The organism is Pseudomonas sp. BGA-UO-ETr-WB11 (assembly GCF_059567785.1).
Map to the genome: position 1 here is coordinate 672,410 of NZ_JCAQOS010000008.1, position 19,782 is coordinate 692,191.

General features: G+C 62.9%; 14 protein-coding genes. 10 read left to right on the plus strand and 4 right to left on the minus strand.

Annotated elements, in window-relative coordinates; all coding sequences use genetic code 11:
* Window positions 1-51 precede the first annotated feature (51 nt).
* Together msrA and AC56DI_RS16735 are read right to left on the minus strand one after the other, a co-directional pair.
* Complete coding sequence (msrA, locus tag AC56DI_RS16730; RefSeq protein WP_496347158.1) at window positions 52-699, minus strand: peptide-methionine (S)-S-oxide reductase MsrA; 648 nt, start codon at window positions 697-699, stop codon at window positions 52-54.
* Window positions 700-799: 100 nt separating this feature from the next.
* On the minus strand, window positions 800-3,493 hold the full coding sequence (locus AC56DI_RS16735) for a putative bifunctional diguanylate cyclase/phosphodiesterase (protein WP_496347159.1): 2,694 nt from the start codon (window positions 3,491-3,493) through the stop codon (window positions 800-802).
* A 141-nt stretch (window positions 3,494-3,634) separates the two neighbouring features.
* Between AC56DI_RS16735 and AC56DI_RS16740 the strand changes: the two genes are divergently transcribed.
* On the plus strand, window positions 3,635-4,126 hold the full coding sequence (locus AC56DI_RS16740) for a hypothetical protein (RefSeq protein WP_496347160.1): 492 nt from the start codon (window positions 3,635-3,637) through the stop codon (window positions 4,124-4,126).
* A 202-nt stretch (window positions 4,127-4,328) separates the two neighbouring features.
* Here AC56DI_RS16740 and aceF read toward each other — a convergent pair whose 3' ends face one another.
* Together aceF and aceE are read right to left on the minus strand one after the other, a co-directional pair.
* Window positions 4,329-5,999, minus strand: coding sequence for a dihydrolipoyllysine-residue acetyltransferase (aceF, locus tag AC56DI_RS16745; protein ID WP_496347161.1), 1,671 nt, complete (start codon window positions 5,997-5,999; stop codon window positions 4,329-4,331).
* 11 nt (window positions 6,000-6,010) lie between these two features.
* On the minus strand, window positions 6,011-8,656 hold the full coding sequence (gene aceE / locus AC56DI_RS16750; protein WP_496347162.1) for a pyruvate dehydrogenase (acetyl-transferring), homodimeric type: 2,646 nt from the start codon (window positions 8,654-8,656) through the stop codon (window positions 6,011-6,013).
* 255 nt (window positions 8,657-8,911) lie between these two features.
* On the opposite strand from aceE, the gene glnE reads away from it, so the two are divergent.
* From glnE to AC56DI_RS16795, 9 genes are read left to right on the plus strand one after another with little or no spacing between them, the layout of a single operon-like run.
* Window positions 8,912-11,857: a bifunctional [glutamate--ammonia ligase]-adenylyl-L-tyrosine phosphorylase/[glutamate--ammonia-ligase] adenylyltransferase gene (gene glnE, locus AC56DI_RS16755; RefSeq protein WP_496347163.1), complete on the plus strand. Its 2,946-nt coding sequence runs from the start codon at window positions 8,912-8,914 to the stop codon at window positions 11,855-11,857.
* Between the two features lie 43 nt (window positions 11,858-11,900).
* Window positions 11,901-12,824, plus strand: a complete 924-nt coding sequence (locus AC56DI_RS16760; protein WP_496347164.1) for a branched-chain amino acid transaminase — start codon at window positions 11,901-11,903, stop codon at window positions 12,822-12,824.
* Between the two features lie 58 nt (window positions 12,825-12,882).
* The gene (waaF, locus tag AC56DI_RS16765; protein WP_496347165.1) at window positions 12,883-13,917 is read left to right on the plus strand and encodes a lipopolysaccharide heptosyltransferase II; all 1,035 of its coding nucleotides are present in this window, start codon (window positions 12,883-12,885) and stop codon (window positions 13,915-13,917) included.
* A gap of 1 nt (window position 13,918) precedes the next feature.
* Window positions 13,919-14,923, plus strand: a complete 1,005-nt coding sequence (gene waaC / locus AC56DI_RS16770) for a lipopolysaccharide heptosyltransferase I (protein ID WP_496347166.1) — start codon at window positions 13,919-13,921, stop codon at window positions 14,921-14,923.
* Window positions 14,923-16,044 (plus strand): glycosyltransferase family 4 protein, encoded by a 1,122-nt coding sequence (locus AC56DI_RS16775; protein WP_496347167.1) that lies wholly within the window; start codon window positions 14,923-14,925, stop codon window positions 16,042-16,044. Before waaC ends, AC56DI_RS16775 begins: the two co-directional genes overlap by 1 nt.
* Window positions 16,041-16,847, plus strand: a complete 807-nt coding sequence (gene rfaP / locus AC56DI_RS16780) for a lipopolysaccharide core heptose(I) kinase RfaP (RefSeq protein ID WP_496347168.1) — start codon at window positions 16,041-16,043, stop codon at window positions 16,845-16,847. The genes AC56DI_RS16775 and rfaP overlap by 4 nt, the downstream gene beginning before the upstream one ends.
* Complete coding sequence (locus AC56DI_RS16785) at window positions 16,847-17,581, plus strand: lipopolysaccharide kinase InaA family protein (RefSeq protein ID WP_496347169.1); 735 nt, start codon at window positions 16,847-16,849, stop codon at window positions 17,579-17,581. The genes rfaP and AC56DI_RS16785 overlap by 1 nt, the downstream gene beginning before the upstream one ends.
* Window positions 17,578-18,324 carry a lipopolysaccharide kinase InaA family protein gene (locus tag AC56DI_RS16790; RefSeq protein ID WP_496347170.1) on the plus strand — a complete coding sequence of 249 codons (747 nt, stop codon included), beginning with the start codon at window positions 17,578-17,580 and terminating at the stop codon, window positions 18,322-18,324. The genes AC56DI_RS16785 and AC56DI_RS16790 overlap by 4 nt, the downstream gene beginning before the upstream one ends.
* The gene (locus AC56DI_RS16795) at window positions 18,321-19,781 is read left to right on the plus strand and encodes a lipopolysaccharide kinase InaA family protein (protein WP_496347171.1); all 1,461 of its coding nucleotides are present in this window, start codon (window positions 18,321-18,323) and stop codon (window positions 19,779-19,781) included. Before AC56DI_RS16790 ends, AC56DI_RS16795 begins: the two co-directional genes overlap by 4 nt.
* Window position 19,782: the final 1 nt, after the last annotated feature.

Consider the following 19,782-nt stretch of genomic DNA (forward strand, 5'->3'; position numbering starts at 1 on the left):
TAGTCGTCAGGTTTGCGACTGTGCCAGGCAGCGGTCGATTTCCGCTGGCGCTTACGCCGGCAGGCACACCCCAGTGCCGCCCAGGCCGCAGTAACCACCAGGGTTCTTGGCCAGGTATTGCTGGTGATAGGCCTCGGCATAGTAGAAGGCCGGTGCGGCGGCGATTTCTGTGGTGATCAGGCCCTGACCAGCTGCCGTCAGCGCCTGCTGAAAGGCTTCCTGACTGGCCAGGGCCGCCGTCAGTTGTTCGCTGCCGTGGCAATAGATGGCTGAGCGGTACTGGGTGCCGCTGTCGTTGCCCTGGCGCATGCCCTGGGTTGGGTTGTGGGCCTCCCAGAAAACTTTCAGTAGCGCCGCATAACCGGTGACCTGCGGATCAAAAACCACTAGCACCACCTCGGTATGGCCGGTAAGCCCCGAGCAGACTTCCTCGTACGTGGGGTTGGGTGTATGGCCGCCGGCATAACCAACGGCGGTGCTGTAAACCCCTGCCTGCTGCCAGAAGCGCCGCTCGGCCCCCCAGAAACAACCCATGGCAAATACTGCCTGTTGCATGCCTGCCGGGAACGGCGGCTGCAATGGATGGCTGTTGACGGCGTGGTGGGCGGGCACCGCGACGGCCGTGTCACGCCCTGGTAGGGCCTGTTCGGCGGTGGGCAGTGCCTGTTTGTGCACGAGAATCTGCGAGCGCAAGACCATGGGTATTCCTCAAGGGTGGGCCCTGTATCTGGGGCCGCGGTACAGAGTAGACCGCGTCACTGCGCTGACGTTACCGACAGGCAGGTATTTAGTGTGCGGGTTAGCGCGGCGCGGCGGGGTAGCGGCGTAGGCGCTGGATCAGGTCACGGCCGGCAATGGGCCGGTCGAACAGGTATCCCTGGCCGATGTCGCAGTGCTGGCTGCGCAGGAACGCGACCTGGGCATTCGTCTCGATGCCTTCGGCGACCACCTTGAGTTTCAGCTTGTGGGCCATGGCGATCACCGCCGAGGTGATTTCCATGTCGTCCTGGTTGTCGGGAATATCCTTGATAAAACTGCGATCAATCTTGATCACATCAATGGGGAATTTCTTCAGGTAGCTGAGGGACGAATAGCCGGTGCCAAAGTCGTCCATGGCCAGGCTCAGGCCCAAGGCTTTGAGGTCGTCCAGTTGCTGGCGCGTGGCCTCGCTGGCTTCCAGCAGCAGGCTTTCGGTCAGCTCCAATTCCAGCAAGTGGGCGGGCAGGTCTTCTTCGCGGAGGATGTCGCGAATCGACTGCACCAGCTCCGGGTCGGAGAACTGTTTGGGCGACAGGTTGATGGCAATCGGGCATTCGCCCAGGCCCACGGCGAGCAGTTGTTTGCTCATGCGGCAGGCCTGGCGGGCGACCCATTTGCCGATCGGAATGATCAGCCCGGTTTCTTCCGCCACGCTGATGAACTGGTCGGGGTAGATCATCCCGCGCTCGGGATGGCTCCAGCGCAGCAGCGCCTCCAGGCCTTGCAGCTGGCCGTTTTTCAGGCTCAGTTTGGGCTGGTAGTAAACCTCCAGCTCGTTCTGCATCAGGGCGCGGCGCAGGTTGTTTTCCACGAACAGGCGGTAGTTGGCCTCGGCATTCAGGGCTTCGTTGAACACCTGTACCTGGTGTTTGCCATTGGCCTTGGCCTTGTGCAGGGCCAGGCCTGCGCTTTTCAGCAGGGCTTGCGGGTCGTTACCGTGGGCGGGCGCGCACGCCAGGCCAACCGAGCCGCTAATGTTGATTAACTGATTGTCGACGAACAGCGGTTTGCTCAGGGTCAGTAGCACCTGTTCAGCCAGGCGCAGGCCCTCGGCTTGGTCGACACCGTCGAGCTGCACGGCAAATTCGTTGCTGGCCAGGCGCGCCAGGATGCCGGTCGGGCTCAGGGTGTTGCGCAGGCGCAGGGCCAGGCTGACCAGCAGTTTGTCGCCAGTGGTGTGACCGAGGCTGTCGTTGATCCGCTTGAAGTTATCGATGTCGACCAGCAGCAGGCTCAGGGGCGCGCTGCTTTGCTGTTCAAAGTGCTGCTCCAGGCCGCGGATAAAGGCCAGGCGGTTACCCAGGCCGGTGAGGCTGTCGCGAAACGCCAGACGCTCGATGCGTTGCTGGGCGCGTTTGCTCTCGCTGATGTCTTCGTAGATGCCGATGTAGTGAGTCAGCTCGCCGTTTTCACCATGCACCTTGGAGATCGACAGTTGGCCCCAGTAAGGGTCGAAGTTCTTGCGGCGGCTTTTGAATTCACCTTGCCAGCTGTTGCTGTGGCCGAGGCTGGATTGCGCATCGAAGAGCATGTCGGCGAGGTTTTCCAGCGCCGGTAAGTCGGCAATTCGTTGGCCGCAGACTTCTTCGGCGCTGTACAGGGTGATGGCGGTAAAACTCGGGTTGACGTACTCCACCCGGCCGTCGCGGTCGATCAGCAAGAAGGCACTGGCGCTTTGTTCGACCGCGCGCTGAAACAGGTGCAGGGCACTGGTGGCCGTGCGTCGTTGCTGGTTGATCATGACCTGGGCGAACTGGTCGGCCAGCTCGCCGGCAAAGGCGATTTCATCGGCCTGCCAGGTGCGCAGGCCGGCGGTATGTTCCAGGCACAGTACGCCGACCATGTCGCCGTTAACGCGGATGCTGGCGTCCAGCAGCGCCTGAATACCCACGGGTTGCAGGTAGTGACTGCTCAGTTCACGGGTGCGCGGGTCCTGTTGAGCGTTGTCGGCATCGATGGCACGACTGCTTTGCAGGGCTTCCAGGTACGCCGGGAACTGGCGGGTTTCGATGGCGGCCAGGCTTTCGTATTGGTCGAGGTCGCGGCGATACAGGGCCAGCGGCTGCAGGTGTTCGCCTTGCAGCAGCCAGATGCCGGCACGGGCCACACCGTAGGCCTCGCAGGCCGCCTGGGTGATCAGTTCGGCGGCCTCTTGCAGCGGGTTGCCCGAGGCGTAGCGATGGCGCGCCAAACGTACGATCAGGCTCTGTTGGGTGCGTGAGCGCAGCAGGTGCTGCAGGTGTTCTTCCTGGGCGTCCTCATGCAGTTCCAGGGACGTTTGCAGGCGGGCGTTTTGCGCTTTTAGTTCACTGAGTTGGGCGCTGTCCTGGTGCTCGGCGGGGTGCTGGTCGATCAGCAGGTAGCCACGCAGCAAGGCTCGCTGGCGCTGCTGAAAGCGCTCGCCGCATTCGAGGATTTGCAACGGCCCGACCTCGGTATGCAGGGTGTAGCGCACTTGATACTGAGGCGCTTTGCTCAGTTGCTGCTGGATCTGGGCATGCAGTTGATAGCGCGCCTGGGGTTCCATCAGGCTGGCATAGGGCGCGCCGATCAGCGCGCAGAGTTCAGTGGCCGGCTGGCCGAAGGCCTGCGCGCAGGCAGGGTCCAGGTACAGCAAGGCCCAACTGGCTTCGTCCAGCCGCTCGAAACGCAATAGTCCCAGCTTGCCGGGGACTGGCAACTGGGTCACAACCTCGACCGCCGAACGGCTGGCGGTATCGGTATGGATTTTCATCGAATGACTCGCTTCAAGTATGCTGACCGAGTTGGGTTTAAGAGCCTGGCCGACAGGCGCCTAAACCCACCTCTTATTAGCGCTGCGCAAGGGTGCATGATGCGGATCAGACTGACAAGGCAACTGAGCGGGATAATCTTGATGGCGCTGCTGGGCAGTGCCGTGGCAGCACCCGCTGAGGGCGTTTCGGACAGTGGTCTGAGCGGTAGCGAACAGGCTCGTTACCTGTCTGGAATCAAGCGTCTTTATTTGGCCAAGAGCGAGCGCGAGGCGTTGCTGGAACACTGCAACCAGCTGCTGCAGACCTACGCCTTGCGCGCCGGCTACCAGGTGGGGCAGGCCGCACCGCGGGATCTGCTTTATCAGCTGAGTATCGGCGGGCCGGGCGAATTGTTGCTGCGCGAAGAGTCTCGCGCTCAGCAGGGCACCGATGTCAGTGTGCGTAACCGTCGTCTCTCGGTGTTTGGTCTGGACCCTTATATTCGTTATGACTGCCCCCTTAGCGGCATTCGTTGTGTCTTGAACAATCCGGCGGATGGCTCGCCCCTGCTGAGCGTCTTGCGCGACCAGCAGGGTGCCGAGGAGTTGGCCAAGGCGTTGTCGTTTTTGCTGCGTAACCTGCAGCAGAACTAGTCCTTGCGGTATGCCTCGCGGCGTGCGACCCGCACGATTAGGTTGGCGTTGAGCGCAGCGAAGCCCAACAGCAGGTAGCAGGGTTTGTTGGGCTTCGTCGCGTTGCGCCTCAACCCAACCTACGGTTGTCTAGCGCATACAAAACGCCCCGCGCAAGGCGGGGCGTTCGGTTGCACAGGCGTGGGCCGAAGGCCCGCCAGCCTTAGAGCAGCAACGTACGGATATCCCCCAGCACTTCCCCCAGACGCTTGGTAAAGCGTGCAGCGGCGGCGCCGTTGATGACCCGGTGGTCGTAGGACAGCGACAGCGGCAGCATCAGTTTTGGCTGGAACGCCTGACCATCCCAGACCGGCTGGATGGTTGCCTTGCTGACCCCAAGGATCGCAACTTCCGGTGCGTTGACGATCGGCGTGAAGCCGGTGCCGCCAATGTGGCCGAGGCTGGAGATGGTGAAACAGGCACCCTGCATGTCGTCCGCCGAGAGCTTTTTGGTCCGGGCTTTTTCCGCCAGGGCCGCCGCCTCTGCAGCCAGTTGCAGCAGGCTCTTCTGCTCGACGTTTTTCAGCACCGGCACCAGCAAGCCGTCCGGGGTGTCGACCGCGAAGCCGATGTGCACGTACTTCTTGCGGATCAGCGCCTTGCCTGAAGGCGCCAGCGAACTGTTGAAGTCCGGCAGCTCTTTGAGCAGGTGGGCGCAGGCTTTGAGCAACAGCGGCAAGACGGTCAACTTGACCCCGGCTTTTTCCGCCGCGCCTTTTTGCGCGATGCGGAAGGCTTCCAGCTCGGTGATGTCGGCACTGTCGAACTGGGTCACGTGGGGCACGTTGAGCCAGCTGCGATGCAGGTTGCTGGCACCGACCTGCATCAGGCGAGTCATCGGCACTTCTTCGACTTCGCCAAACTTGCTGAAGTCCACCACCGGGATCGGTGGAATACCTGCGCCACCGGTTGCGCCGGCAGTCGGGGCTTCCTTGGCCTTCTGCATCATCGCTTTGACGTAAATCTGCACGTCTTCTTTGAGGATGCGACCTTTCGGCCCGGAGCCCGTTACAGCGGACAGCTCGACACCAAACTCGCGCGCCAGCAGGCGCACCGCTGGGCCTGCGTGCACTTTGCTGCCAGGGCGAACAGGGGCGTCTACGACCTTGGCGGCGGCTGCCGCCAGAGAGGCAATTGCGCTGACTTCAGCTGCGACCGCCGGATGCGCGCCGGCCGGGACCTTGTGCACATCACTTGCTGCAGTTGGTGCGGCAGCGGTGGGTTCCGCGGCCGGAGCAGCTGCGCCTGCGACTTTTAGCGTGAGGATGAAATCGCCGGTGCCGACTTCGTCTTCCAGTTTGACGCGGATGCTTTCCACCACGCCGGCAGCCGGCGAGGGGATTTCCATGCTGGCCTTGTCCGACTCCAGAGTGATCAGCGACTGGTCGGCTTCGACCGTATCGCCGACCTTGATCAGGATTTCGATGACCTTGGCTTTGCCCGACGAGCCGATATCCGGCACATGCACGTCCTGCACGCTACTGGAGGCCTGTGCGGCGGGTGCCGGCGCTGCTACTGGCGCGGGAGCCGCAGCCGCTTTGGGTGCTTCAGCGGGTGCCGCAGCGGGTGCCGCAGCGGGTGTTGGTGCTGCGTCGGCAGCGCCTTCTACTTCCAGCTCCAGCAGTTCGTCGCCTTCTTTCAGGCGGTCGCCCAGTTTCACTTTCAGACTTTTTACCACGCCGGTTTTTGGCGCTGGGATTTCCATGCTGGCCTTGTCCGACTCGAGGGTCAGCAGGCTCTGATCAGCTTCGATGCGATCGCCAACCTTGACGAACAGCTCGATTACTTCACCCTCACCGCTGCCGATGTCGGGTACGCGAATCAATTCACTCATCGTTTCGCTCCTTAGCAGTCCAGTGGGTTGGTTTTTTCCGGGTTGATGCCGAACTTGACGATGGCTTCAGCCACCACCTTAGGTTCGATATCACCACGGTCGGCGAGTGCTTCCAGGGCAGCCAGAACAACCCAGTTGCGGTCCACTTCGAAGAAGTGGCGCAGCTTCTTGCGGCTGTCGCTGCGGCCGAAGCCGTCGGTACCCAGAACTTTGAATTCCTTGCTCGGTACCCACTGACGAATCTGTTCGGCGAACAGCTTCATATAGTCGGTGGAGGCAATCACTGGGCCTTTGCGGCCGCTCAGGCACTCTTCCACGTAAGTCTGCTTGGGCTTCTGACCCGGGTGCAGGCGGTTGCTGCGCTCCACGGCCAGGCCGTCGCGGCGCAGTTCGTTGAAGCTGGTGACGCTCCATACGTCTGCAGCGACATTGAACTCGTCACGCAGAATCTTCGCCGCCTCGCGCACTTCACGCAGGATTGTGCCGGAACCGAGGAGCTGCACGTGGTGCGCGGCTTCCTTCTTGTCCTCTTCGAGCAGGTACATGCCCTTGATGATGCCTTCCTCGATACCGGCCGGCATCGCCGGCTGCTGGTAGGACTCGTTCATCACGGTGATGTAGTAGAAGACGTCCTGTTGCTGCTCGGTCATCTTCTTCATGCCGTCCTGAATGATCACCGCCAGCTCATAGCCGTAGGTTGGATCGAAGGTGCGGCAGTTCGGGATAGTGGCGGCCAGCATGTGGCTGTGGCCGTCTTCGTGCTGTAGGCCTTCGCCGTTCAGCGTGGTACGGCCGGCGGTGCCGCCGATCAGGAAACCACGGGTGCGGCTGTCGCCAGCAGCCCAGGCCAGGTCGCCAATGCGCTGGAAGCCGAACATCGAATAGAAGATATAGAACGGCAGCATCGGCTGGTTGTGGCTGGAGTACGAGGTACCCGCCGCAATGAACGAACTCATGGCGCCAGCTTCGTTGATGCCTTCTTCGAGGATCTGGCCCTTCTTGTCCTCGCGGTAGAACATCACCTGATCTTTATCAACCGGCTCATACAGCTGGCCGACCGAGGAGTAGATGCCGAGTTGGCGGAACATGCCTTCCATACCGAAGGTACGGGCTTCGTCCGGGATGATCGGCACGATGCGTGAGCCGATGTCCTTGTCCTTGACCAGCTGCGCGAGAATGCGCACGAAGGCCATGGTGGTGGAGATTTCGCGGTCACCGGAGCCATCGAGGATGGCTTTGAGGGTCTCCAGCGGTGGCGTCGGGATACTGAAACTCTTGGTGCGGCGCTGCGGTACGAAACCGCCCAGCGCGGCGCGGCGTTCACTCAGGTAGCGCGCTTCGGCGCTGCCTTCTTCCGGCTTGAGGAACGGCAGGTTTTCCAGTTCCTCGTCTTGTACCGGAATGTCGAAACGGTCGCGGAACTGCTTGAGGCTGTCGACATCCACCTTTTTGGTGTTGTGCGCGGTGTTCTTCGCTTCACCCGCACCCGTGCCATAACCTTTGACGGTTTTGGCCAGGATCACGGTCGGCTGCTCTTTATGGTTGACCGCCTGATGATAGGCCGCATACATCTTGTAGGGGTCGTGGCCGCCACGGTTGAGCTTCCATATCTCGTCGTCGGACAGATCGGCAACCATGGCCTTGAGTTCTGGCGAGTTGAAGAAGTGCTCACGGACGAACGCGCCGTCCTTGGCCTTGTAGTTCTGGTATTCGCCGTCGATGACTTCGTCCATACGCCGTTGCAGGATGCCGTCGACGTCCTTGGCCAACAGTGGGTCCCAGAAGCGGCCCCAGACCACCTTGTTGACGTTCCAGCCGCCGCCACGGAACACGCCTTCGAGTTCCTGAATGATCTTGCCGTTGCCGCGCACTGGGCCATCGAGGCGCTGCAGGTTGCAGTTGATGACGAAGATCAGGTTATCCAGCTTCTCGCGGCCAGCCAGGGAGATGGCGCCGAGGGATTCCGGCTCGTCGCACTCGCCGTCGCCCATAAAGCACCAGACCTTCTGCTTGCCGGCCGGGATAAAGCCGCGTGCTTCCAGGTACTTCATAAAGCGTGCCTGGTAGATCGCCTGAATCGGACCGAGACCCATGGACACGGTCGGGAATTGCCAGAAATCGGGCATCAGCCAAGGGTGTGGGTACGAGGACAGACCGTTGCCGTCCACTTCCTGGCGGAAGTTGTTCATCTGCTCTTCAGTGATGCGGCCTTCCATAAAGGCGCGGGCGTAAACGCCGGGTGATGCGTGGCCCTGGAAGAAGATCAGGTCGCCGCCGTGCTCCTCGGTGGGCGCCTGGAAAAAGTAGTTGAAGCCGATGTCATACAGGGTTGCTGAGGAGGCAAAGCTGGAGATGTGGCCGCCCAGATCGGAGTCTTTCAGGTTGGTGCGCATCACCATGGCCAACGCGTTCCAGCGCACCAGCGAGCGAATGCGGCGTTCCATAAACAGGTCGCCAGGCATGCGTGCTTCGTGGGTGAGCGGAATGGTGTTGCGGTAGGGCGTGGTGATCGCATACGGCAGCTGTGAGCCACTGCGGGTGGCCAGCTCGCCCATACGGGTCATCAGGTAATGGGCGCGATCTTCGCCCTCTTTGTCGAGGACGGATTCCAGGGCGTCCAGCCATTCCTGGGTTTCGACGGGATCGAGGTCTTGCATGGCTTGCTCCAGGGCTCAAAGGCTTCCAGAATCGGAGGCCTGGGTTCGCAGCAGGCCTTGTGGGCCGGGTGCGTAAATTCTTGGGTGTGCCGGAGGGTGAACCGGCTTTTGTAGTTTTACTACATTGCGACGGTCATTTCAGCTCTTTTGGCACATTCTTTAGTAGTAAAACTACAAAAAGGTGTCAGCGTGTTATTTGCTCGCGCGACATGCTTGCCGCCAGTTGTTCTGGCGCTCTCGCCAAAAGGATAGACCATGAGCCTGCCCCCGCTGACTACGCTGCCTGCCACCTTGCAGGGCCTTGCCGCCCGTGCGCAAACGGCTTGGCCGACGGCCGTGGCCGCGCTTGGTGGGCGTTGCAGCGAGCGTTTTGCCGCTTGGCCGGCGGCGCGCCTGGAGTGCCTGGGGCGGGTGTTTGCGGCCAGCGATTTCGTCTTCGAACAATCTCTGCGCGACCCGCTGATGCTGCTGGATCTGGCCGACTCCGGCGAGTTGGAGCGCAGCCTGGCGGCCGGCGAATTACGCGCTCAGTTGCAGGAGGCCGTGGACGCGTGCGGCGACGAGGATGAGCTGGGCCGCTGCCTGCGGCGCCTACGCAATCGCCAGCAAACCCGCATCATCTGGCGCGATGTTTGTCGTCTGACCGACCTGCGTGAGACCTGCAACGACCTGACCTTGCTGGCCGAGGCCTGCATCGATCTGGCCTACGGCTGGCTGTATGCGCGCCATTGCACCCAGTACGGCACCCCCATCGGCGCGCGCAGTGGCTTGCCGCAGCACTTGGTGGTGCTGGGGATGGGCAAGCTCGGCGCCCATGAGCTCAACCTGTCGTCGGACATTGATCTGATTTTCGCCTTCGCTGAGGGCGGTGAAACCGATGCGGCCAAGCGGCCGCTGGATAATCAGGAGTTTTTCATCCGCCTCGGTCAGCGCCTGATCAAGGCGCTGGATGCCATCACCGTCGACGGCTTTGTCTTCCGCGTCGACATGCGCCTGCGCCCCTACGGTTCGTCCGGGCCGCTGGTGTTCAGCTTTAACGCCCTGGAGCAGTACTACCAGGATCAGGGGCGCGACTGGGAACGCTACGCGATGATCAAGGCGCGCGTGGTGGCCGGCGACCAGCAGGCCGGCAAGCGTCTGCTGGAAATGCTGATGCCGTTCGTTTATCGGCGCTACCTGGACTTCTCTGCGATCGAAGCGCTGCGGGCGATGAAACAGTTGATTCAGCAGGAGGTGCGGCGCAAGGGCATGGCCGAGAACATCAAGCTGGGTTCCGGCGGCATCCGCGAGGTCGAGTTTATCGCCCAGGCTTTTCAGCTGATCCACGGCGGCCGTGACCTCAGCTTGCAGCACCGACCCTTGCTCAAGGTGCTCAGCGTGCTGGAGGGGCAGGGTTATCTGCCGCCGGCGGTGATCACCGAGATGCGTGAGGGCTACGAGTTTCTGCGCTACACCGAACACGCCCTGCAGGCCCTGGACGACCGGCAGACGCAGATGCTCCCGGACGGCGAGCAGGAGCGCGAGCGGGTGGCCTTTATCATGGGCTTTGCCGACTGGCCGAGCTTCCACCAGCAACTGATGGTCTGGCGTGGGCGCATCGACTGGCACTTCCGTCAGGTAATTGCCGACCCGGACGAGGTCGAGGGCGAAGAGGTGGTCGGTTGCATCGGTGCCGAGTGGCTGCCGCTGTGGGAAGGCTCGCTGGATGAGGAGGCGGCGTGTCGGCAGCTGCAGGAAGCGGGCTTTGTCGACGCACCGGCGACCTTGCAGCGCATCAATGGCCTGCGTCATGGCGGCCAGGTGCGGGCCATGCAGCGTCTCGGTCGTGAACGCCTGGACGCCTTTATCCCACGCCTGCTGGCGCAGGCGGCAGAACACGACAATCCGGACCTGGTGCTGGAACGGGTATTGCCTCTGGTGGAAGCGGTGGTGCGCCGCTCGGCGTATCTGGTGCTGCTGACAGAAAACCCCCTGGCCCTGCAGCGGCTGCTGCGCCTGTGCGCCGCCAGCCCGTGGATTGCCGAGCAGATCACTCGCTTCCCGTTATTGCTCGACGAGCTGCTGAATGAAGGCCGGTTGTTCAAGCCGCCGCTGGCGCCAGAACTGGCTGCCGAGTTGCGCGAGCGCCTGACGCGGATCCCCGAGGATGATCTGGAACAGCAGATGGAGGCCCTGCGTCACTTCAAGCTGGCCCACCGTTTGCGCGTGGCTGCGTCGGAAATTGCCGGCACCTTGCCGCTGATGAAGGTCAGCGATTACCTGACCTGGCTTGCCGAGGCCATTCTCGAGCAGGTGCTGGCCCTGGCCTGGCGCCAGACGGTGAGCAAGTACGGCGCCCCCCAGCGCGCCGACGGCAGCCAGTGTGATCCGGATTTCATCATCGTTGGTTACGGCAAGGTCGGTGGTATCGAGCTGGGCCATGGCTCGGACCTCGATCTGGTGTTTATCCACGACGGCGACCCGCAGGCGGAAACCGACGGCGCCAAGCCCATCGACGGTGCGCAATTCTTCACTCGTCTGGGCCAGCGCATCATTCACCTGCTGACTGCGCAGACCAACTCCGGCCAGCTCTATGAGGTCGATATGCGCCTGCGTCCGTCCGGTGCCTCGGGGCTGCTGGTCAGCTCCCTGGGCGCCTTCGGCCGCTATCAGGAAGGCGAAGCCTGGACCTGGGAGCATCAGGCCCTGGTGCGCGCGCGGGTGCTAGTCGGCTGTGCGCGGGTGGGGGCCGGTTTCGAGGCCATTCGTGCCCAGGTGCTGGGTCGCGAGCGTGATCTGCCCACCTTGCGCGGCGAGGTCAGCGAGATGCGCGCGAAGATGCGCGACAACCTCGGCAGCCCGTCAACCGCCGCCGGTACCGCCGCCAATGCCTTCGAGGCCGCGGCACCGTTCGACCTCAAGCAGGATGCCGGCGGTATCGTTGATATCGAATTTATGGTGCAATACGCGGCCCTGGCGTGGTCGCGCGAGCACCCGCAGTTGCTGCGTTACACCGACAATATCCGCATTCTGGATGGTCTGGAGGAAGCAGCGCTGATGTCCAGCGACGATGTCCGGCTGTTGCAGGAGGCTTACAAGGCCTACCGCGCGGCCGCCCACCGACAGGCCTTGCAGAAACAGCCAGGCGTGGTCAGTGGCGACCAGTTTCACCCAGAGCGGCGCGGCGTGCTGCGCATCTGGCACGCGTTGGGCTTGAACTGATAGCCCAGGCAGACCCCAAACAAACACTGAGGAGCAGGCAACTATGTCGATGGCCGACCGTGATGGCGTGATTTGGTATGACGGCGAACTGGTGCCGTGGCGCGATGCCACCACCCATGTGCTGACCCACACCCTGCATTACGGCATGGGCGTGTTCGAAGGCGTGCGCGCCTACAACACCCCCGAAGGCACGGCCATTTTCCGCTTGCAGGCGCACACCGATCGACTGTTCGATTCGGCGCACATCATGAACATGAAGATGCCGTTTACCAAGGAAGAACTCAACGAGGCGACCCGTGCCGCTGTGCGTGAGAACAACCTGGAAACGGCCTACATTCGCCCGATGGTGTTCTACGGATCTGAAGCCATGGGCCTGCGCGCCACAGGCCTGAAAGTTCGGGTCATCGTGGCCGCCTGGCACTGGGGTGCCTACATGGGCGAGGAAGCGTTGAAGACCGGGATTAAGGTGCGCACCAGCTCCTTTACCCGCCACCACGTCAACATCTCCATGACCCGCGCCAAGGCCAACGGCAACTACATCAACTCGATGCTGGCCCTGCAGGAAGCCGTTTCTGGCGGTGCTGACGAGGCCATGCTGCTGGATACCGAAGGCTATGTGGCCGAAGGCTCGGGCGAGAACATCTTCCTGGTCAAGAACGGCGTGGTGTACACCCCGGAAGTGACCTCGTGCCTGAACGGCATCACCCGCAGCACCATTTTGACCCTGGCCGCCGAGCTGGGCATTCAGGTGGTCGAGAAGCGCATCACTCGCGATGAGGTGTATATCGCCGACGAGGCCTTCTTCACCGGCACCGCCGCTGAAGTGACGCCGATTCGCGAAGTCGATGGCCGACAGATCGGTATCGGCAGCCGTGGTCCGGTCACCGAGATCCTGCAGAAGGCCTACTTCGACCTGGTTACCGGGCAGACCAGCGCGCACCCTGAGTGGCGCACGCTGGTTAAGTAAGGATCATTAGGTCGAGACAGGGAGGCTCCGCGCCTCCCTGCGCATTTCTGGAACGCGCATGAATATTCTGATCATTGGTCCGAGCTGGGTAGGCGACATGGTGATGGCGCAGACGCTGTTTCAGTGTCTGCAGCAGCGCCATCCGGGGTGTGCCATCGACGTGCTGGCCCCCGAGTGGAGCCGCCCGATTCTTGAACGCATGCCTGAAGTGCGCCAGACCCTGAGCTTTCCTCTCGGCCATGGTGTGCTGGAAATCGCCACTCGCCGGCGTATCGGCAAGGGCCTGGCGGGCCAGTACGATCAGGCCATTCTGCTGCCCAATTCGCTGAAATCGGCCCTGGTACCGTTTTTTGCTGACATCCCCAAGCGCACCGGCTGGAAGGGCGAGCTGCGTTACGGCCTGCTCAACGACATCCGTACCCTGGACAAAGACCGCTACCCGCTGATGATCGAGCGCTTCATGGCCCTGGCCTTCGAGCCAGGCGCCGAGCTGCCTAAGCCCTATCCGCGACCGAGTCTGCAGATCGATCCGACCAGCCGCGACGCGACCCTGGCCAAGTTCGGCCTGGATCTGGATCGGCCGGTACTGGCGCTGTGTCCGGGCGCCGAGTTTGGTGAGGCAAAGCGCTGGCCGGCCGAGCATTACGCCAAGGTTGCCGAGCTGAAAATTCGTGCCGGTTGGCAGGTCTGGTTGTTCGGCTCGAAGAATGACCATCCCGGTGGCGAAGACTTGCGCATGCGCTTGATCCCAGGCCTGCGTGAGGAGTGCACGAACCTGTCCGGTGCCACCTCGTTGGCCGAAGCCATCGACTTGCTGTCGTGCGCGGGCGCCGTGGTGTCTAACGACTCCGGCCTTATGCACGTAGCGGCGGCGCTCAATCGGCCGCTGGTGGCGGTGTACGGTTCGACCTCACCACAGTTCACCCCGCCGCTGGCCGAGCAGGTGGAGATCGTCCGTCTTGGCCTCGACTGCAGCCCTTGCTTCGAGCGCACCTGCCGCTTCGGCCACTACAACTGCCTGCGCGAGTTGAAGCCGCGTCCGGTGATCGAGGCGCTGGATCGCTTGGTCGCTGATCCGGTTGAGGTGCAGTAGTTTGCGGGTACTGCTAGTTAAAACGTCTTCCCTGGGCGATGTGATCCATACCCTGCCGGCCCTGACCGATGCTGCGCGGGCGATCCCTGGCATTCAGTTCGACTGGGTGGTGGAAGAGGGCTTTGCCGAGATTCCGACCTGGCATCCGGCCGTGGCTCAGGTGATTCCCGTGGCGCTACGCCGTTGGCGCAAGAACCTGCTGCAAACCTGGAAGAGCGGTGAGTGGGCGGCGTTCAAACAGCGTCTGCGTGAAGGCCGCTATGACCTGGTGATCGATGCCCAGGGCCTGCTGAAAAGCGCGCTGCTGACACGCTACGTTAATGCGCCCGTGGCCGGCTTGGATCGCGCCTCGGCGCGCGAGCCACTGGCCAGTCGCTGTTATGACCGCCCTTGTGCGGTCGCCTGGGGCCAGCATGCGGTGGAGCGGGTGCGCCAGTTGTTCGCCCAGGCACTGGGTTATCCGTTGCCGCAGTCGGTCGGTGACTATGGCCTGGATCGTAGCGCCATGGCGGGTGAGGCGCTGGCCGAGCCCTATGTGCTGTTCCTGCATGGCACCACCTGGGCCAGCAAGCACTGGCCGGAGGCCGATTGGCGCGCCCTGGCCGAGCACCTCGACAGCTGTGGCCTGGCCGTGCGCCTGCCGTGGGGCAGCGAGGTTGAAAAGGCCCGAGCCGAACGCATCGCCGCCGGTCTGCAGCACGCCAGCGTTCTGCCCAAATTGAATCTGCGTGGCGTGGCGGCGGTGATCGCCGGCGCTCGTGCCTGTGTGGCGGTGGATACCGGTCTCGGCCATCTGGCCGCGGCGTTGGACGTGCCGAGTATTTCCCTCTACGGCCCCACCTTGCCGCTTAAGGTCGGTGCCTACGGGCGAGGCCAGGTTCACCTGTGCGCCACGGGCCCCTTGGCCGGCGGCGGTGATCGCCATCAACCCTGTTTCGACGGTCTGGATGCCGCCTGCGTGGCGCCGGAGCTGGACCGTCTCTTGGCCAGTCTGGAGAGCCACTGATGCAACTGGCCTTTGTGCTCTACAAATACTTCCCGTTCGGCGGCCTGCAGCGCGACTTTATGCGCATCGCCCTGGAGTGCCAGCAGCGTGGCCACGCCATTCGCGTGTACACGCCGATCTGGGAGGGCGAGGTGCCGGCTGGTTTCGAGGTGGTGGTAGTGCCGGTCAAGGCGCTGTTCAATCACCATCGCAACGAAAAACTCACGGCCTGGATCAAGGACGACCTGGCCAAGCGCCCGGTTGACCGGGTGATCGGTTTCAACAAGATGCCGAACCTGGATGTGTACTACGCCGCCGATGGTTGCTTTGAGGACAAGGCGCAGACTTTGCGCAACAGCCTCTACCGCCGCTGGGGCCGCTACAAACACTTCGCTGACTACGAGCGGGCGGTGTTTGCTCCCGAGTCGAAGACGGAAATTCTGATGATTTCCGAGGTGCAGCAGCCGTTGTTCGTCAAGCATTACGGCACTCCGGCCGAGCGCTTCCACCTGCTGCCACCGGGGATTACCCTGGACCGTCGCGCGCCGGCCAATGCCGCCGAGATTCGTGCCGAGTTCCGTCGCGAGTTCAAGCTGGCGGACGACGAGCTGCTGCTGGTGCAGATCGGCTCGGGCTTCAAGACCAAGGGCCTGGATCGTAGCCTCAAAGCGTTGGCCAGCTTGCCGCGGGAACTCAAGCGGCGCACCCGCCTGATCGCCATCGGTCAGGATGACCCAACGCCGTTCCTGTTGCAGGTCAAGGCGCAGGGGTTGTCCGAGCAGGTACAAATCCTCAAGGGTCGCAGCGATATTCCGCGCTTCCTGCTTGGGGCCGATTTGCTGATCCACCCGGCTTACAACGAAAACACCGGCACCGTGCTGTTGGAGGCGCTGGTGGCTGGGCTGCCGGTGCTGGTCAGCGCCGTGTGCGGCTATGCCCACTACATTGCTGAGGCCGATTGTGGCCGCGTGTTGAGCGAGCCGTTTGCCCAGGCTGAGCTGAATCAGCAGCTGGCGGCGATGCTCGCCGATGACGCTGCCCGCGCCCAGTGGGGCCGTAATGGCCTGGCGTTCGCTGATTCGGCGGACCTGTATTCCATGCCGCAGCACGCGGCCGATGTGATTCTGGCGGACCGTCCATGAAGCTGTTGTTGAACGAACCGTTCAAATCCCTGTGGGCCGGGTGCGATCCCTTTGTCGCTGTCGAGGCGTTGCAGGGCGTGGTTTACCGTGAGCTGGAAGGTCGCCGCACGCTGCGCACCGAGGTCGACGGGCGCGGTTATTTCGTCAAGATTCACCGCGGCATCGGTTGGGGTGAAATCGTCAAAAATCTGCTCACCGCCAAGCTGCCAGTGCTCGGCGCGACCCAGGAATTATTGGCGATCGAACGTCTGACCGAGGTCGGCGTAGCGACCATGACGGCCGTGGCTTTCGGCGCCCGCGGTAGCAATCCGGCGCAGCAGCATTCGTTTATCGTCACCGAAGAGCTGGCGCCGACCATCAGTCTGGAAGACTTCAGCATCGACTGGGTCAAGCAGCCGCCGCCGGTCAAGCTCAAGCGCGCGCTGATTAGCGAGGTGGCGAAGATGGTCGGCGGCATGCACCGCGCCGGGGTCAATCACCGCGACTGCTATATCTGCCACTTCCTGCTGCACACCGATAAACCGGTGACGGCGGAAGATTTCCGCCTGTCGGTGATCGATCTGCACCGCGCCCAGACCCGCGCCCGCATCACCCGCCGCTGGCGCGACAAGGACTTGGCTGCGCTGTATTTCTCGGCGCTGGATATCGGCCTGACCCAGCGCGACAAGCTGCGTTTTCTGCGTGGTTATTTTCAACTGCCGCTGCGCCAGGTCCTGCGTGACGAAGCGCGGCTGCTGGCCTGGCTGGAAGCCAAAGCAGCCAAGTTGTACGCCCGCAAGCAGCGCTACGGGGATGCGCTCTGATGGCGGGCTGGACCCTGGATCCGGCCTTTGCCGCGCTGGCTGCTGATTTTGGCAGCCTCGACGCGGTGTTCGCCCTGCAGGGCGAGCGCATTACCAAGGACCCGCTGTCCGAAGTGATCCGCATCGAACGTGCCGGCGTGCGTTATTACGTCAAACGCTATTGGGGCGCCGGCAAGGGTTTGCGTCGCTACCTGGGGCGGCCGCGAGTTAAAGCTGAATGGCAAAATCTCAAATATTTCGCCAAGTGGGGCATCGCCACCGCGCCGATCGTCGCCTATGGCCTGGAGCGTACGCTGGGCGCCTTTGTTCGCGGTGCGCTGATCACCCGTGACCTGCAAGGCACTGAGGACCTGGCGGTGCTGGCCCAGCGCGATGATCCGCGCCTGGCTGACCGGCGCTGGGTCGCCGGTATCAGCCAGCAATTGGCGCGGGCCACCCGCACCCTGCACGACCAGCACTTCACCCATAACGATCTGAAGTGGCGCAACCTGTTGGTCAATCCGGCGGCGGAACTGTTTCTGATCGACTGTCCGTCCGGCAGCTTTTGGTGGGGGCCAGCCCTGCGCTACCGGATCATCAAGGACCTCGCCTGCCTGGACAAAGTGGCCAAACAGCACCTGTCGTGCACCCAGCGCCTGCGTTTTTACCTGCAGTACCGCGGCCGTCAGCGTTTGAATGCTTCGGACAAGCAGCGCCTGCGCAAGATCATCGGTTTTTTCGAGGGCCGCGAATGAGTGACTTTATCGCCGCCGAGGATCGCGAGATTCTCGCCGCCCACCAGTTGGACAGCTTCGAGGCCCTGTGGGCGCTGGAGTTGGAGGCGGTGGACGAGCCCAATACCGAACGCGGTGGCTACAGCACGGTGTCACGCCTGCAGTTGGGCGAGCATGCCTATTACCTCAAACGACAGAGCAATCACCTGACCCGCAGCTTGCGTCATCTGTTTGGCGAGCCGACCTTCGCCCGCGAACTGCGCAATATCGAACACTACCGTCAGCTGGGCATTCCGGCTTTGCAGGCAGCGTTTTTTGCCCAGCGTCGGCTGGCGGGCAAGCAGTGCGCGATCCTGCTGACTCGTGCCCTGGATGGTTGGCGTGATCTGGACAGCTGGCTGCAGGGTTGGGAATCCCATCCTGTCGCCCAGCGGCTGGCCATTGTGCAGGCCTGCGGCGAGCTGGCCCGGCGCCTGCACGAGGCGCGGCAGGTGCATGGCTGCTTCTATCCCAAGCATATTTTTCTGCGCGAAGAGGCCGATGGCTTTCACGCGCAGCTGATCGATCTGGAGAAGACTCGCGGGCTGTGGTTCGGCAAGCGTGACCGGATCAAGGATCTGGAGCCGCTGCTGCGCCGCGCCGGGGCGTGGAGTGAGGCGGAAGTCAGCACCTTGCTGCTCGCTTATGTCGGTTCGGGCGTGGGGGTGCCGGCTTGGCGCCAGCGTCTGGATGCTCGGCAACGTAACAAGGAAGCGCGCCGTTGAACCTCGCTGAACTGGCCCGTGCCGGGCGCGCGCCGGCGTTACCGCTGCTGATCGAACTGGCAGATGGCGAGCGTCTGGAGCTGCACAGCCTGCTGCGGGTGTTGCCCAGTCAGCGTTATGTCGGTCGGGCGACCTGGCGTGGCCGTGTGGTGCTGGCCAAGTTGCTGGTGGGCAGCAAGGCTGCGCGGCATTTTCAGCGTGAAGTGCAAGGTGCGCGTCTGCTTGCCGAGCAAGGCCTGAACACTCCGCAACTGCTGGCTGACGGCCAACAGGACGGCGGCGGTTGGCTGTTGTTCGACTACCTCGACGGCGCCCAAAGCCTGGCCGCCGCCTGGGCCGAACAGGGCGTTGGCGATGAGCTGAATGCCCCGCGCCAGGCGTTGCTGGCCAGCGCTCTGGGGGTGATCGGTCAGTTGCATGGACGCGGCCTGTGGCAGGCCGACCTGCACCTGGACAACCTGCTGCAGCGTGACGGCCAGCTGTTTCTGATCGATGGCGGCGGCGTGCACGGGCAAGTCCCCGGCCAGTCGCTTAGCCAAGACAAGGTGCTGGAAAACCTCGGCGTGCTGTTCGCCCAGTTGCCGCCGATGGCGGAGGAACAGCTGGAAGAAGTGCTAATCCACTATCTGCTGGCCAACGGCGCCCATGGCTTGCCCCTTGAGGCGTTACTGAAGGAAGTGGCCAAGGTGCGGCGCTGGCGCCTGCGCGACTACCTGAAGAAAATCGGCCGCGATTGCAGCCTGTTCAGCGCCAAGATCGGTGCCTTTGGCCTGCGGGTGGTGCGCCGTGACCGTGAGGCCGAGTTGCAGCCGTTGCTGGCGGCGCCGGAGGCTTTTATCGCCAGCGGTCATCGCTTCAAGGGCGGCGGCGCGGCCACGGTGGCGCGGGTTGACCTCAACGGTCAGCCGCTGCTGGTTAAACGCTACAACATCAAAAATGTCGCCCACTGGTGCAAGCGTTTTTGGCGCCCGAGCCGCGCCTGGCATAGCTGGCGCGAGGGTCATCGCCTGAGTCTGCTTGGTATTGCCACGCCGCAGCCACTGGCGGTGTTGGAGCGGCGCTGGTGCTGGTTGCGCGGTCCGGCGTTGCTGATTACCGAATATCTGCCCGGGCACGATATAATCGCCCGCTTCCAGCCCTATCTTGATCTGTCATCCGGGCTGGAAGGGCCGCCAGAAGCGGAGTTGCAGGCGCTGGATGGACTGTTTGCCGCGTTGTTGCGCGAGCGCATCAGCCATGGCGACCTCAAGGGTTATAACGTCTTCTGGGACAACGGCCGCTGGTCACTGATCGATCTGGACGCCATGCGTCAGCACCACAGTGACCGCAGTTTTGCCCGCGCCTACGAGCGCGACCGTGCACGATTTTTGCGCAACTGGCCAGCCGACTCCAGGCTGTTCAAGCTGCTCGACCAACGCTTACCGCAGGTGCCCGGCACCTGCCCTGAAAGAGGCTAAC

What these genes read in the sequence shown, in the direction of transcription:
- msrA (WP_496347158.1), bottom strand. Translation starts at nt 699, where the DNA reads ATGGTCTTGCGCTCGCAGATTCTCGTGCACAAACAGGCACTGCCCACC.
- AC56DI_RS16735 (WP_496347159.1), bottom strand. Translation starts at nt 3,493, where the DNA reads ATGAAAATCCATACCGATACCGCCAGCCGTTCGGCGGTCGAGGTTGTG.
- AC56DI_RS16740 (WP_496347160.1), top strand. Translation starts at nt 3,635, where the DNA reads ATGGCGCTGCTGGGCAGTGCCGTGGCAGCACCCGCTGAGGGCGTTTCG.
- aceF (WP_496347161.1), bottom strand. Translation starts at nt 5,999, where the DNA reads ATGAGTGAATTGATTCGCGTACCCGACATCGGCAGCGGTGAGGGTGAA.
- aceE (WP_496347162.1), bottom strand. Translation starts at nt 8,656, where the DNA reads ATGCAAGACCTCGATCCCGTCGAAACCCAGGAATGGCTGGACGCCCTG.
- glnE (WP_496347163.1), top strand. Translation starts at nt 8,912, where the DNA reads ATGAGCCTGCCCCCGCTGACTACGCTGCCTGCCACCTTGCAGGGCCTT.
- AC56DI_RS16760 (WP_496347164.1), top strand. Translation starts at nt 11,901, where the DNA reads ATGTCGATGGCCGACCGTGATGGCGTGATTTGGTATGACGGCGAACTG.
- waaF (WP_496347165.1), top strand. Translation starts at nt 12,883, where the DNA reads ATGAATATTCTGATCATTGGTCCGAGCTGGGTAGGCGACATGGTGATG.
- AC56DI_RS16775 (WP_496347167.1), top strand. Translation starts at nt 14,923, where the DNA reads ATGCAACTGGCCTTTGTGCTCTACAAATACTTCCCGTTCGGCGGCCTG.
- rfaP (WP_496347168.1), top strand. Translation starts at nt 16,041, where the DNA reads ATGAAGCTGTTGTTGAACGAACCGTTCAAATCCCTGTGGGCCGGGTGC.
- AC56DI_RS16785 (WP_496347169.1), top strand. Translation starts at nt 16,847, where the DNA reads ATGGCGGGCTGGACCCTGGATCCGGCCTTTGCCGCGCTGGCTGCTGAT.
- AC56DI_RS16790 (WP_496347170.1), top strand. Translation starts at nt 17,578, where the DNA reads ATGAGTGACTTTATCGCCGCCGAGGATCGCGAGATTCTCGCCGCCCAC.